A 14,495-nucleotide genomic window follows, 5' to 3' on the forward strand; every position below is an offset into this window, starting at 1 on the left:
GCTTCGTAATCTTGCCCTGTAAGCAAAATCTAGGTTTTATAAGGGATGGGTGAAAATAGACTGTCTCAAAATGAATAAAAAGTGTCTCAGTACGTTTTTATTACTGAGGTAAAAACTCACAAAAGATCACTTCTTTAATTGCACCGCTCGGTTGAGAATTTCATAAAATGACTAAGAAAAAAATCCTCACGGTTTTTGGCACACGCCCAGAAGCCATCAAAATGGCACCTCTGGTTCACGCTTTAGCGGCCGATGTTCGCTTTGAAGCAAAGTGCTGTGTTACTGCTCAGCACCGTGAAATGCTTGACCAAGTATTAGAGTTGTTTGAAATCACGCCAGACTATGATTTGAACTTAATGAAAGCCGGTCAAACACTCAACGAAGTGACCGCGCGTATTTTGTTAGAGCTTAAACCTGTTTTAGAAGAATTCAAACCTGATGTGGTTTTAGTGCATGGCGATACGGCAACAACATTTGCTGCAAGCTTAGCGGCTTATTATGAACAAATCGCCGTAGGACACGTTGAAGCAGGTCTTCGTACCGGTAACATTTACTCGCCGTGGCCTGAAGAAGGTAATCGCCGTTTAACGGGGGCGTTAACCAAATATCACTTTGCGCCGACGACAACGTCAAAAGAAAACCTGCTGAAAGAAAACTTCAATCCGAAAGATATTTCAGTAACGGGTAATACCGTAATTGATGCGTTACTGATGGTGAAAGACAAAATTGAATCTGACAGTGATTTGAACGCTACGCTTTCTGCTCAGTTCCCTTTCTTAGACGAAAACAAAAAACTCATTTTGGTAACAGGGCATCGCCGTGAAAGTTTTGGTGGTGGTTTTGAGCGTATTTGTGAGTCGCTGGCAATTACCGCAAAAGCACATCCAGATACGCAAATCTTATACCCAATGCATCTTAATCCAAATGTGCGTGAACCTGTTAATCGTATTCTGGCTGACATCGATAACATTCATCTTATTGAGCCTCAACAATACTTACCATTTATCTACTTAATGAGCCGTGCGCACATCATTTTGACTGATTCTGGTGGTATTCAAGAAGAAGCCCCGTCGTTAGGAAAACCTGTTTTAGTGATGCGAGATACAACCGAGCGACCAGAAGCGGTTGAAGCGGGTACGGTTAAGTTAGTAGGTACTGATGTTGACATGATTGTTGATAATTTGAATCAGCTACTAACGGATGAAAGTGCCTATCAAGCGATGAGTTTTGCGCACAACCCATACGGTGACGGTAAAGCTTGCCAAAGAATTTTGAACGAATTAGAAAATTAAGAGTTGGATTTAAATTATGTCTTTTGAAACAATTTCAGTTGTAGGTTTGGGTTACATCGGGCTACCGACAGCAGCGATGTTTGCATCCCGTAAGAAAACAGTAATTGGTGTCGATGTTAACCAAAATGCAGTAGATACGATTAACCGTGGTGAGATTCATATCGTAGAACCAGATTTAGATATGTTGGTAAGCGCAGCTGTACAACAAGGTTACTTAAAAGCGGTTACGACTCCAGAGGCTGCTGATGCTTTTTTGATCGCAGTTCCGACACCATTTCTTCCTGTAGAAAATGAAGGTGATATTCCAAAGCCAGATCTGCGTTATATCGAAGCTGCTTCAAAAGCTATTGCGCCAGTACTTAAAAAAGGTGATTTAGTTATACTAGAGTCGACATCACCAGTCGGTGCCACTGAGCAAATGGCTGAGTGGTTGAGTGAAGCGCGTTCAGATTTAACATTCCCACAAACGCATGGTGAAAGTGCAGATGTTAATGTTGCACATTGCCCAGAGCGCGTTTTACCAGGATATGTTGTTACCGAGCTTGTACAAAATGACCGCGTAATTGGTGGTATGAGTAAGCGCTGTTCAGAGCGTAGTGTAGAGTTGTATAAAACCTTTGTTATGGGTGATTGTGTCATTACCAATGCACGCACTGCAGAAATGGCAAAGTTAACGGAAAACAGTTGCCGTGATGTACAGATTGCATTTGCCAATGAACTGTCGATGATTTGTGATGAGTTAGACATTGATGTATGGGAATTGATTTCTTTAGCAAACCGACACCCTCGTATTAATATTTTACAGCCGGGACCTGGGGTTGGTGGCCATTGTATTGCTGTTGATCCTTGGTTTATTGTTTCAAAGACTCCGGAAGAAGCTAAGATTATCCATACAGGTCGTAAAGTAAATGATTCAAAACCAGAATGGGTTATTAATAAAATAAAATTGGCCATTGCTGATTTTCTCAATACGAACTCGTCAAAAACAGCTAAAGATATAATAATCGCTTGTTATGGAGTAACATTTAAACCTGATATTGATGATTTGAGAGAAAGTCCTGCTTTAGATATAGTAAAAAAATTAAATGAAACTAGTCAAAGTAAGATTATTGTTGTGGATAATAATTTAAAAAAACTACCTGACGAGATTAGTGAACTTGAATTAGTTAGTATGGAGTATGCTCAAAAAACTGCAGATATACATGTATATCTAGTTAAGCATAGAGGGTTTTTAACATTGGATAAGCCTAAATCGATAATTGTAGATACAATTGGATTGTTCTAATGTCTAAGCATATTTTACTTCAGTTACTATTCAGAATTATAAATATAATATTGAACCTGACTGTTGGTATATATATAATAAATTATTTAGGACCGAATGAACAAGGCCAATTAGCTTTTGCTATAAATACAGTGGGAATGCTTACGTTCTTAACAACATTAGGTATTGGGTCTCATTACGCCAAAGTTATGAGTAATACTAGTTGTATGTATAACATTAATGAAATAAAATCAATTCTATTATTTTTAAGAATGTTGGGTTGTATCTTATTATCAGTAGTAGTAGCAGTAGTTCTAATTGTTTTTTCTAAAGAAAATTTAGCTAGCCTTATAGCAATAATTGTATTGGCTCGCTTTATTTTTGCCTTCAATATATATCATGATATATTTGAAGGTAAAGGATTAATGGATAAGTATGCAATTATAAATATAGTAGTAGCACTTGTTATTGCTATGTTTAGGTGTGTATGTATATTTTATGATTTAGGTTTGCTTTACATTGCTTTTAGTTATGCTCTAGAACAATTCATGACATTGTTAGTTTCATGGGTGTATTTTGATAAATATAAATACTTCCCTATTAAGTTAAACTTGGAAAAATCAAAACATGTTTTTCTGAAAGTTTTTCCCTTGTGTATGTCATCAATTGTAATATCAATATTCACACAAATTGATGTGTTTTTGATAGGTGTAATTCAAGGGAATACAGAAGTTGGTGTATACTCATCTGCTTTAAAGGTAGTCACCCCTTTATATTTTTTTGGTTCGTTAGTTATGTCGGTTTATTTTAATAAATTAAATCAATTATATAAATGTAACGAAGCGCTATTTCATGAGGAAGTATCCAAGCTATCAGGTTTTTTAATTTTAATATCAACTATATGTGTAATGCTAATATATGCTTTTGGTGATGAATTGTTCAAGGGTCTTTTTGATAAGGACTTTCATGAAGGGGTTGATATTTTTAAGTGGTTAGTGTTAGTGCTTCCTTTTGTATATTTAGGACCAGTAACAGGTAAATACCTAATTATAACCGGAGATTACAAGGCAGAATTTAATAAAACTAGCGTGGCATGTTTAATAAATATAGTATTAGGATTGATTTTGATTCCTATTTTTGGTGGGCAAGGCGCCGCAATAGGTACGGTAATAAGTTACTTTTTTGCAAACTATGGTTTTTTTCTTTTTAATAAAAAACATCGTAAATTACTGAACAATATTAACCGGTTAGGAGTAATAAGATAATGAGTATAACCTTGGTTATAACGAGTTGTGGAAGATTAGATTTACTATCGAAAACTATAGAAAGCTTAAAATCAGTAGATGAATTTGAATTTGAAGAAAAAATAATTATCGATGACTCAGGTAAGAGAAATGTTGGGAAGGAAATAATTAAGAAATACTCTTCAGATTTTAAAATAATTATAAATAAAAAAAATATTGGTCAAATTAGAAGCATAGATAAGGCTTATTCTGAAGTTAAAACTAAATATATTTTTCATTGTGAGGATGACTGGTTTTTTTATAGATCTGGATTCATAAAGGATTCTATAGAAATATTATCCAACCATGAGGAGGTTGTGTGTGTTTCGTTTAGAGATTACGAAAAAGATTTAGCGAAACATTGTCCTTATGAGAAGATAACCAATATGAAAATTATTAATAACTTAGGTTTTTGCGTATCTGATAAAACAAATCATGGTTGGGCAGGTTTTACATTTAACCCATCAGTCATACGGGTTGGTGATTATAAAGATAATGGTCCTTATCAATCTATTGGACATGAGTTGCAAATAAGCCAGTTTTATTTAGATAAAAGTAAATACCTATGTTTTCTAAATGAATCTGCTGTGTCTCATATTGGGTGGGAGCAGCATATATACAATAAGCATAATTATTTTGACTCAAGAATAAAGGTTTATATGCCTTCAAAGTTACTTAAACTGCTTGTTAGGATAAAGAGGTTTATTAAAAGTGCATAGAAAACCGAAAGTGTCAATTATAATACCAGCTTATAATGCTCAAAAATATATCAAAGATACGCTAATGTCGTGTTGTAATCAGACTTATGATAATGTTGAAATAGTTGTTATTGATGATGGTAGTGATGACAAAACTCTCGAAGTAGTAAAGAGCATTAATAGTGATAATATCATAATTTTAAATCAAAAAAACCAAGGCGTTACTACGGCAAGAGAAAATGGCATACAAAATTGCAATGGGGAATTTTTATTCTTTCTCGATAGTGATGATATTTTAGATGAAAAAGCTATAGATATATTATTAAGTTATTATTTAGAAAATAATTCAGATATTGTAATTGGACAATCAAAATCATTCGGTTATGGAAGTTCAAGAAAAAGTAAATATAAAGAAGGAATATACAACGAACCTTTTTCTCAATTTTTAATGTGCAGTCTCCCTTTCACGCTCTGGCCTTCCTTGTATCGAAGAGAATTATTCAATTGTTTAGAGTATGATTATGAACTAAAAGTTGGTGAAGACTACATGATAATTTGCCAAATAATAGCAAAGTCGTCTTCTGTTACTGTTTGTTCAGATGTTATTCATTATTACAGACGTCATAAAGATAGTGTTACAGCGACACCTTCTAAGATTAAATTCTATGATAGTTATAGATCTTTTAAATATGTTATTGATTTTAGTGAAAGTTCAGCATTACCACTGAAAGATGAACTAATATATCATCAAGTTCAGTATTTGTATTCTCAGGAGTTTTCTGGGTCACCTTACTCTCGAGATATTAAAAGGTTTCTTGAAAAAAAAATAGGTAAAAAAGATATCGAAAAATCATTAATTGATATGGGAGTACCAAAATATATACGGATTGTTTTTAAATATAACTTAATTTTTAATATTATGAATTTCATTATGCGTCAAGTTAGACGTTTTATACAAAAAGTCAGGTTGTTAAAATGAATATTTCATTTGTGATTTTGTCTTTTAATCGAGATGATATAATAGCCAAGAATATCGATGCTATTTACAGTTGCATTGGGAATGTAACTGATTGTTCTCACTGTGACAATAACTTTGAAATTATTGTCGTAGACAATAATTCTACGGACAAAACAGACCTTTTATTGAGGCGGTATATTAATAATGATAATTTTAGAATTATCAAAAATAACGAAAATTTAGGCGTTGCAAAAGGTAGAAACTGTGGTCTAAACGCTTCTCGTGGAAATTGGATTGTCATATTGGATGACGACTCTATATTACCTCAGGAATCTATGAAACTATTATTAGATGCTACATCTATACCAAATGAAACAGGTATATTTGCCCTCAACGTGAAAAATATGAATACTGGATTATGTTTTTCTGACGATTTAGTATCATTGAATTATATTTCAAACTTTCACGGTGCTGGGCATGTTATTAACCGTAATGTTGTTAATGATATAGGGTGTCTTGATGAAATGTGTGAATTTGGGGGAGAAGAGCTTGACTATTCAATACGATGTAGGAAAGCAGGTTATAATATTGAATTGTTAAATGACTGTATCGTTGAACATTATTGCCGTATTCGTAGTGGTAGTGAAGGGTTTTCAAGACGTTCAAAATGGATTTATAATTACATAAGGGTAATAGCAAAACATTTTCCTTTGCTAGTATCGTTTAAGTTTGCTATTAGATATTCAATATCCCATATAGTTAATGTCAAGTTCAATAAAGACATATCAATATTGTCAGGTGTGAAAATGCTAGTAATAAGCTCCTTCAAGGGGTATATTTCTGGAAGAGCACATCGGAATAAAATTTCCGGAAGTTTACTAAGCTTATACACCAGTCAAAAAATGAGACCTCAATACGGTAATGTTTCTATACTAAATAGAGTGATTGAAAGAAATAGAAGAAAATGAAAATATTTAAACTAGATACATTTCGACATCTATTATATGTGATGTTTTTTGTTTTCGCGTTATCATTAAGTAGCGATAGTTTAGGGATTAGTGGTTTTTTTAATACTATCAAATGGCCTTTTTTGATAATTGTTTTTATGCTTATATCATTAATATTTTCCTTTTTATCAACTTTGAAGATTGATAATGTATCTGTTTGTATTTTTCTCTTTCTGATATTTCAAGCAATATCTGCTTTTATTTATAATGTTGATCCTATGGGCACCTTCGGGAAAATAGCGCTAATTATTTTTTGCTTGTTTTTTGGCCGGCTGATTGGCCTGATACTAAGTAATTATGGTTCAGGTATAAATATCGTAGATATATTTGTAAGCTCAATTTTCATTATGATTTTAATTAGTGTGTTAACTTCTAGTGTTGGTATAACGCCTATTGGTCATAGATATAGTGGATTTTTCAATAATCCCAATTTGATGTCAGGTATCTCAGCTATTGCATTGGTTTATTATGCTTGTTTAGCTCAAGAACAAAAGAAAATTAAGTATGTTTCCTTTTGCGTCTTATTTTTTTTCTGTATTATTTTTACACAGAGTAGAGGTGGTTTGGTTACATTGGTGTTATCTTCATTTCTGTTTCTATATTATTACGGATATTTCATTAGTGTTAAGAAAGTTGCATTTTTAGTTACATTCCTATGCTTATGTGTTTTTCTTATTGTCTTTCTTGATATCGGTTTTTCCTATAGAGAGCTGACGTTAGATAATAGAATTGAATCATTCCTTTCCCAGTTATCTGCATTCTTCTATTCTCCTTTTTTTGGTTTAGGTTTTGGTGATGGAGACCATAGTAATTTTATTGTTTTATCTGAAAGTACTTATGTAAGTTTACTTTCTTCGAGTGGTATTTTGGGAACGTTAGTTTTTATACTTTTATTGTTCTTTTTATATCTAAAGCAAAAAAGAATAAAAGATAAAATGGTATTAGCTTCAATTTTTTTTCTTTCTATATCGGAAGCGTACTTACTCGGCGTAGGAAATCCAATATCATTGTTTTTTTATCTTCTTATAGGATCTTCTATAACGGGTAATAATAAAATTTTTGAGAGTGAATTTTGAAAGAGATAATATTTTACCAGCCTATCATTAGCCCGCATCAGGTCCCAATGTTGAATGAGATCGTAAATAAAGGTGCTGATGTTACAATTGTTATTTTGAACGAAAGCGATAGACATGAAACTTCTGGTTGGGGAGATGAAAAGTTAGATGAGAGAATCAAAGTGATGAGTAATGTTACGTTTGATCAACTCACTGTTATTTTTTTGTCAACACCTTTTAATATAATTAGTGGTCTCTGTATCTGTACCAATACTAGATTTTTAATGAAATTAGCTAGGAAAAATAAAACTAAAGTATATATATACTCTGAGGGAGGAAGTTCTGAACCTCTTACTTTAGTTCCTCGATGGATTAAAAATTTCTTCTATGCAACTCTGTATAAGAGAAATATAAGTAAAGTCTTTGCTATTGGAGACAAAGGTGAAAAGTGGTTTCGTTCACTTGGTATTGACAGCAATAAAATTGTTCCTTTTAAATACTATACAAAAATCCCCCAAAAGATTGTTCCTAAAGTTGAAGTGCTAGATAGTCACGTTATTTCTATAGTTTTCCTTGGTAGGTTGGTAAAAGGTAAGGGCGTTATTAAATTAATTGATTTAATAAGTAAGTCTAGATGGGACGTAAACCTTAATATTTACGGTGATGGTTATTTAGCTGAAGAGATTATTGAAAGGGTTAAGACTCTAAACCTCAAAGAGCGAGTTCATATGATGGGCATGATATCAAATTCGAAAATAGCTGATGTTTTTCAAAATGCATCAATTTTAGCTCTTATTAATGATGGCGATGAGGGTTGGGGAGCTGTTGTAAACGAGTCTTTATTGTACGGTGTACCTGTTATATGTTCAGAAAAAACAGGTGCTAGTTCTTTACTAAGATCAAACTCTAATTTTGGGTGTGTTCTAAATGAAATTTCTGTAAGTGAGTTTGATGATGCAATTGAAAAATGTATAAGTTTAGATAAAGATGTTATTGCACAGCAAGCTATAAGATCTATTCATCCGTCCGTAGGGTGCGAAATTATATATCGAGAGGTTGGGTTTGATAATAGTTAACATGGTTTCTGCTAAAGAAGGTGGGGCGAGAACAATTGCAGAATCATATTTAAAATTCATTAACCTGGATAGAGATAATGATTATGTGGTTTATGCTCCAAAGTGGTCCGAGAGCATTAATTTAAACAGTAATGTTAATCTTAAAATGATTTCCAAGTCCGGCTTTGAAGCGTTCTTTTTTTCTATTTTTACTATTGGATTTATTTCGTACTTTTATAAAGCTACAAAAATAGTTTCTTTTTCTAATATAAATGCATTTTTTACAAAAGCGAAAAGGATAACTTATTTTCACCAATGTAAAGTGTTCAATAAAGTTGAGTTAAAAACTTTATTATATAGGTTCTGTATACGTTTTCAGAAAAATAGTTATTTTATTGTTCAGACCGATTTAGTTAAAAAAAAATTTGTTGATTTTTTTTCCATTAAGGATGACCGTGTACACACTGTTTGGCCCGGTATCGATACAAGTTATGTTAAAGATGAATCAGTTTTAAACGAAGAGCTTATAGATTTTAAAGGTGACAATAGTATGGCTATAATCCCGTACTATGACACAAAAGCTGAGCATAAGAACTTTAAAGCAATACTTGATAATATCGATTACTATTACAATCAAGGATTGAGAGTTGTTGTTACATCGGATAAACCAATCGATTTCTTTAGTGATAAGATATTTTTTATTGGATTGTTATCAAAAGATCAACTATTTACACTTTACAATCACTGCGATATTATGCTTTTCCCATCTAAAGTGGAAACAATTGGTTTGCCTATTTTTGAATTTATTAGTTTTAACAAAGCTTGCTATGTGCAGAAGGCTAATTATTCTAATTACTTTGTAGATACACTTGGAATCTCAAGTTCTATTCGACTGATAGATTTTAACGCTGTAAGTAATGTTAAATTTGAGGCTTCTAATTCAAATATTTATATTGACTCTAAGATATTTGAGCATGAATGGTCAAAGCTTGAACATTTAATCACTGGAATTAATGATGGTTAAACTAGAAAAACACTACTGGTTGGATTGGCTAAGGTTTTTGGCTGCATTTATTGTTGTTATTACACATGCTAGAGGGTTCTTATTTGTTGATTGGGGAAGCGTTGGTCTTGACTCAAAAAATATTTTTAGCTTTATATTTTTTGTTATTACCCGGTTAGGCCATGAAGCTGTATTGATTTTTTTTGTTATGAGTGGGTATTTTGTTGGTGGGCGACTTATTGTTGACATGAAGAATAAAACCTTTAATGCTCGAAAGTACTTTGTCGACCGATTTACAAGGATATATCTTCCACTTTTCCCAGCATTGGTTTTTTCTTTGGTCGCAATGTATTTTACTTTAAATGAATTTATGTTTCTAAATGTTTTTAGTAATTTTCTTATGCTCCAGGGTTCTTTCTCTGATGTTTATATTAATAATGGACCTCTCTGGAGTCTTGCTTATGAGTGGTGGTTTTATATGGCTATTGGTTTATTCGCTACACTCATCATTATTAGTAGTTTTAATTTTAGGTTGTTACTGTTTTTTTTGCTAATTTTTTCGCTATTTATCATATCTAATCTTAAGCTACAATACGTCATTGCTTGGGGTGGAGGGGTTATATCTTACGTGTATTTTCGCGATATGAAGTTGAATGGTCCCCTAGTCGCTTTGTCTCTTTTCACTTGTATCACCGCTAGTTTACTCTTAAGAGGGAAAGCCGGATTTGATTATTATCCATTAATTGAGATTTTTTTGTCGCTATCTTTTTCTTTATTTATTGCTTTTTCTTCTTCATCTATTCCTGTAAATGGGTTCTCTATCTATTTAGAAAAAATCGGAACTAGACTAGCGTCATTTTCATATACTTTGTACCTAATTCACTATCCATTTTTCTTTTATTTGTCCAATGTTTTATATCCTGTAAAGTTTAACTCGATAACGTATTGGAGTATTTTTAATCTATTAATCGTTGTATTTTCTTCTATATTTATTTCTTTGATTTTTTATTACTTCTTTGAACGTAATACTCAAGTTTTCAGAAAATACATTATGTCAAAATTTTAGTTATTGCAGGTTTTTTTATGAAACAAATCTTACAAAATATTAGTAATGGTGAGACTTCTTTGGTTGACGTACCATGTCCGCAATCAAAGTTGAATTACTTGTTGATCGAAACAAGCAAAAGTTTAGTTTCAGCTGGTACGGAGCGTATGCTAATTGACTTTGGCAAAGCTAATTTTATCGACAAAGCACGTCAACAACCCGACAAAGTTAAAATGGTATTGGGTAAAATCAAAACTGATGGTTTGATGCCGACGGTAGATGCGGTGCGGTCGAAGCTTGATCAGCCCCTTCCTCTAGGTTACTGCAATGTAGGAACCGTTCTTGATAACGCAGGGACAAGCTTTGACGTGGGTACGCGTGTAGTTTCTAATGGTAATCATGCTGAAGTAGTCCGAGTTCCTAGAAACTTATGTGCTAAGGTTCCAGATAATGTTGACGATGAATCAGCAGCGTTTACGGTTTTAGGTGCTATAGGTCTACAAGGTGTTCGCCTTATTAATCCGACACTGGGTGAATGCGTAGTTGTTACCGGTCTTGGGTTAATTGGACTGATTACAGTTCAATTACTTCGAGCAAATGGTTGTCGCGTACTAGGTATTGATTTTGATTCATCTAAATGTGAGTTAGCACGACAACTTGGTGCTGAAACAGTGGATTTGTCTAAAGGCGAAGATGCAATTAAGGCGGCTGAAGCATTTTCCCGTGGTCGTGGTGTTGATGGCGTTATCATTACCGCTTCAACAAAAAGTAGTGAACCATTAAGCCAAGCTGCAACAATGTGTCGTCAACGTGGCCGCATTGTGCTTGTCGGTGTTATTGGGCAAGAGATTTCTCGCGCCGATTTCTTTGCTAAAGAGCTTACATTCCAAGTGTCTTGTTCTTATGGCCCAGGTCGTTATGATACTGAATACGAAGACAAAGGGAACGATTATCCTGTTGGTTTCGTTCGCTGGACAGAACAGCGAAACTTCGAAGCTGTTTTGGATATGATGGCTTCTGGAGCTCTGGATGTTAAACCGCTTATTACCCACCGATATGCGATCGACGACGCGCTAGAAGCATACAAATGCCTAGACGACAAATCATCGTTAGGTATTGTTCTCGATTATCCAAATAACGACACTGCAGTGTTAACTGCTCGCTCTGTCACTTTAAATTCTGAAATTGCTTCATCGCCATCTTCCGCGTCTTGCGCATTCATCGGTGCAGGGAATTATGCGTCACGTGTTTTGATGCCCGCTTTTAAAAATGCAGGTGCAAGCTTAAATACTGTTGTAACTAGTGCTGGTATGAGCGCTGTTCATCATGGGAAAAAGCAAGGTTTTGCTAAAGCGTCAACAGACTATACGGATGTGTTAGCTGATAAAGCTATCGATACAGTTGTTATTGCAACGCAGCACAATCTGCATGCTCAACAAACTATTGATGCTATTACCGCTGAAAAGCACGTGTTTGTCGAGAAGCCTTTAGCGCTTGCTGAGTCTGAAGTCGACCTTATTGAAAACGCCTTTAATGAAAGCCAAACTAAACCTAAAGTCATGGTTGGCTATAATCGACGTTTCGCGCCACATGTTGTCAAAATGAAAGCGCTCTTGTCTTCTGTTAAAGGCCCTAAAACGTTCATCATGACAATGAACGCTGGTGATATCCCTTCTGATCATTGGACCCAAGATCCTACAGTAGGTGGTGGGCGAATTATCGGTGAAGCATGTCATTATATTGACTTAATGCGTCATTTAGCTGGGTGTAAAATTACAGGCTTTAATGCCATGTGCATGGGTGATGCGCCTGGCGTTGCTATTCGTGAAGACAAAGCGAGTATCACACTGTCATTTGAAGATGGTTCAATCGGTACTATTCATTATTTTGCTAATGGTGGTAAAGACTTTCCGAAAGAGCGCATTGAAGTGTTCGCCAATGACGCAGTCCTACAACTTGATAACTTCAGAAAACTGGTTGGTTTTGGTTGGAAAGGGTTTAGTAAAATGAAATTGTCGAGCCAAGACAAAGGGCAAAATGATTGTTCTAAGGCATTTGTTGATAGTATCAAACAAGGCATTGCATCACCGATTAGCTTTGATGAAATAATTGAAGTTGCGAGGGTTTCATGTCAAGTGGCAGAACAACTTAGAAAGTAAATCACCAGTAAAGGGTAATAAGGGGCTAAGGCCCCTTTTTTGGATATGAATAAAATCTTAAAGCTTTACCACACTCTCAAGTACTTAAAGCCCATTCAATTCAGTAACCGTATCTCACGACGGTTCACGAAGGTTAAATTTACAAAACCAGAAGTAACCTTAAACGACGTATCGACAGCAGGTTGGCAAACATTTCCGGTATTAAATTCATGCTATGAAGGCAATGGTCAGTTTAAGTTTTTGAATGTCGTAGATACGGTTAGCGATTGGAACGACTCAACAAAAGCTAAACTTTGGCTTTATAATTTGCATTACTTCGATGATTTAAATCAATCTGGGTGGGAAGGCAGGAGTGACATTCATCATAGCTTAGTTAAAACTTGGATAGAACAAAACCCGAAGATGATCGGGAATGGGTGGGAGCCTTATACCATTTCACTCAGATCGGTAAATTGGATCAAATGGTTCTTGTCTGGTAATGAACCAAGAGAAGAATGGCTGGCTAGCTTATCATTGCAGGTACAAGCCTTAGAACAGCAATTAGAATACCACTTACTTGGCAACCACTTATTTGCAAACGCAAAAGCTTTGTTGTTTTCCGGTTGTTATTTTGAGGGAGAATTAGCAGATGGATGGCTAAAGCGTGGCTTAGGTATTTTAAATGAAGAAATCCCAGAGCAAATTCTTGATGATGGCGGTAATTTTGAACTAACGCCTATGTATCACAACACCATCCTTGCCGATATGCTTGATTTGTATCAGTTAAGCCTTGTCTATACACACAAGATTCCTAAAGTGACCAGTCAATACTGGTATGAACTCATTGGAAAAATGGTGTCATGGTCTGAACAAATGCAACATCCCGATGGTGACGTCTCCTTTTTTAATGACTCTGCAATGGGTATCGCTCCCAAGCTATCCGATTTGCGACGCTATGCCGAAGCGATCGGGATAAAGCTTCCTACCAGCAATAAAAATCAAGTTAACCATCTAAAGGAAAGTGGTTATGTGGTGGTTAAAGACCAAGTTAACAAGCTAATCATTGATGTCGCAAAAGTAGGACCTGATTACATCCCCGGTCATGCTCATGCCGATACACTTTCATTTGAATTGAGTATTGATAACCACCGAGTATTTGTAAACAGTGGAGCATCGGTTTATGGGCTAAGCGAAGAAAGACTAAGGCAGCGTAAAACTGAAGTTCATAACACAGTGTTAGTTGATGGTATTGATTCATCTGAAGTCTGGAGTGGATTTCGCGTAGCAAGACGTGCATATCCTAGCAAACCAGTCATCATAGAGAGTGAAGGTCGCATTCGTGTTGAATGTTCTCATGATGGTTACATGCGTTTGCCTGGAAAGGTGACGCACACTAGAAAGTGGGAGCTAACGGAAGGTGACTTACTTATTATTGATAACCTAACGGGTACGTATAACCACGCAGAAGCCCACTATCACCTCCATCCTGATGTTAGAGTGGAAGGGGTAAATAACTGTAGTCAAGTTAGACTCCATTTGCCGAACGGTACTAAATACACGGTTAACGCTGAAGGTGCTGGCATTAAGATACTTGAGACGACATGGCATCCTGAATTTGGCTTATCGATAGCTAATAAAAAGCTGGTATTAAATTTTAAGCAGAATGAAGTCAACTTTGTTCTAAAGCGAGCGTAGCA

12 protein-coding genes are annotated in these 14,495 nt (G+C 34.9%); all 12 read left to right on the forward strand.

The annotated features are described in order from the left end of the window. Window positions 1-167: 167 nt before the first annotated feature. The 12 genes from wecB to AB4482_RS21950 are packed head-to-tail and all read left to right on the forward strand — an operon-like array spanning window position 168 to window position 14,493. Window positions 168-1,292, forward strand: coding sequence for a non-hydrolyzing UDP-N-acetylglucosamine 2-epimerase (gene wecB / locus AB4482_RS21895; RefSeq protein WP_372181681.1), 1,125 nt, complete (start codon window positions 168-170; stop codon window positions 1,290-1,292). 16 nt (window positions 1,293-1,308) lie between these two features. Further along, window positions 1,309-2,577, forward strand: coding sequence for a UDP-N-acetyl-D-mannosamine dehydrogenase (gene wecC, locus AB4482_RS21900; RefSeq protein ID WP_372181682.1), 1,269 nt, complete (start codon window positions 1,309-1,311; stop codon window positions 2,575-2,577). After that, the gene (locus tag AB4482_RS21905) at window positions 2,577-3,821 is read left to right on the forward strand and encodes a flippase (RefSeq protein WP_372181683.1); all 1,245 of its coding nucleotides are present in this window, start codon (window positions 2,577-2,579) and stop codon (window positions 3,819-3,821) included. The genes wecC and AB4482_RS21905 overlap by 1 nt, the downstream gene beginning before the upstream one ends. Then, window positions 3,821-4,558, forward strand: a complete 738-nt coding sequence (locus tag AB4482_RS21910) for a glycosyltransferase family A protein (RefSeq protein WP_372181685.1) — start codon at window positions 3,821-3,823, stop codon at window positions 4,556-4,558. Before AB4482_RS21905 ends, AB4482_RS21910 begins: the two co-directional genes overlap by 1 nt. Beyond that, window positions 4,551-5,516 carry a glycosyltransferase family 2 protein gene (locus tag AB4482_RS21915; protein WP_372181686.1) on the forward strand — a complete coding sequence of 322 codons (966 nt, stop codon included), beginning with the start codon at window positions 4,551-4,553 and terminating at the stop codon, window positions 5,514-5,516. The genes AB4482_RS21910 and AB4482_RS21915 overlap by 8 nt, the downstream gene beginning before the upstream one ends. After that, the gene (locus AB4482_RS21920) at window positions 5,513-6,463 is read left to right on the forward strand and encodes a glycosyltransferase family 2 protein (protein WP_372181687.1); all 951 of its coding nucleotides are present in this window, start codon (window positions 5,513-5,515) and stop codon (window positions 6,461-6,463) included. The genes AB4482_RS21915 and AB4482_RS21920 overlap by 4 nt, the downstream gene beginning before the upstream one ends. Next, window positions 6,460-7,578, forward strand: a complete 1,119-nt coding sequence (locus tag AB4482_RS21925; protein WP_372181688.1) for an O-antigen polymerase — start codon at window positions 6,460-6,462, stop codon at window positions 7,576-7,578. Before AB4482_RS21920 ends, AB4482_RS21925 begins: the two co-directional genes overlap by 4 nt. Then, window positions 7,575-8,633, forward strand: coding sequence for a glycosyltransferase (locus AB4482_RS21930; protein ID WP_372181689.1), 1,059 nt, complete (start codon window positions 7,575-7,577; stop codon window positions 8,631-8,633). Before AB4482_RS21925 ends, AB4482_RS21930 begins: the two co-directional genes overlap by 4 nt. A gap of 1 nt (window position 8,634) precedes the next feature. Further along, on the forward strand, window positions 8,635-9,636 hold the full coding sequence (locus tag AB4482_RS21935; protein ID WP_372181690.1) for a hypothetical protein: 1,002 nt from the start codon (window positions 8,635-8,637) through the stop codon (window positions 9,634-9,636). After that, window positions 9,629-10,681 carry an acyltransferase family protein gene (locus AB4482_RS21940; protein ID WP_372181691.1) on the forward strand — a complete coding sequence of 351 codons (1,053 nt, stop codon included), beginning with the start codon at window positions 9,629-9,631 and terminating at the stop codon, window positions 10,679-10,681. The genes AB4482_RS21935 and AB4482_RS21940 overlap by 8 nt, the downstream gene beginning before the upstream one ends. Window positions 10,682-10,698: 17 nt before the next feature. Next, complete coding sequence (locus tag AB4482_RS21945; protein ID WP_372181693.1) at window positions 10,699-12,819, forward strand: bi-domain-containing oxidoreductase; 2,121 nt, start codon at window positions 10,699-10,701, stop codon at window positions 12,817-12,819. Window positions 12,820-12,864: 45 nt separating this feature from the next. Next, window positions 12,865-14,493 (forward strand): heparinase II/III family protein, encoded by a 1,629-nt coding sequence (locus AB4482_RS21950; RefSeq protein ID WP_372181704.1) that lies wholly within the window; start codon window positions 12,865-12,867, stop codon window positions 14,491-14,493. The last annotated feature ends 2 nt before the right edge of the window (window positions 14,494-14,495 follow it).

This window comes from Vibrio sp. 10N.222.55.C7, assembly GCF_041473335.1.
Taxonomy (GTDB): domain Bacteria; phylum Pseudomonadota; class Gammaproteobacteria; order Enterobacterales; family Vibrionaceae; genus Vibrio; species Vibrio crassostreae_C.